Source organism: Rhodoferax ferrireducens, from assembly GCF_003347515.1.
Lineage (GTDB): Bacteria > Pseudomonadota > Gammaproteobacteria > Burkholderiales > Burkholderiaceae_C > Rhodoferax.
Genome location: NZ_QEII01000105.1, coordinates 1 through 262, shown reverse-complemented (window position 1 = coordinate 262; position 262 = coordinate 1). Strand labels below are relative to the sequence as shown.

The window sequence follows — 262 nt, the reverse complement described above, 5'->3', positions numbered from 1 at the left end:
GTAAGCAACTGGGGAACACACATTGACGCGATGAGCGCGTCAATGCATTAGTCGTCAACGAATGGTTTGAGGTTGCCAGCGATGGGGCAGCAAGTCGCCCACCTGACTGGCGCGTTGGGTCGGCAGGCGAGTCAACACATCTTTCATGTAGGCATACGGATCATGGCCATTGAGTTTGGCCGATTGAATCAAACTCATGACCGCTGCGGCACGTTGTCCCGCGCGCAGTGAACCCGCGAACAGCCAGTTGCCTCGCCCAATG

The 262-nt window shown here is 56.9% G+C and carries 1 protein-coding gene; it reads right to left on the bottom strand.

Going from position 1 to position 262, the window contains the following annotated elements:
* Window positions 1-54 precede the first annotated feature (54 nt).
* The coding region (locus C5P05_RS00445; protein WP_198674562.1) for a transposase domain-containing protein at window positions 55-262 on the bottom strand (208 nt) is incomplete at its 5' end.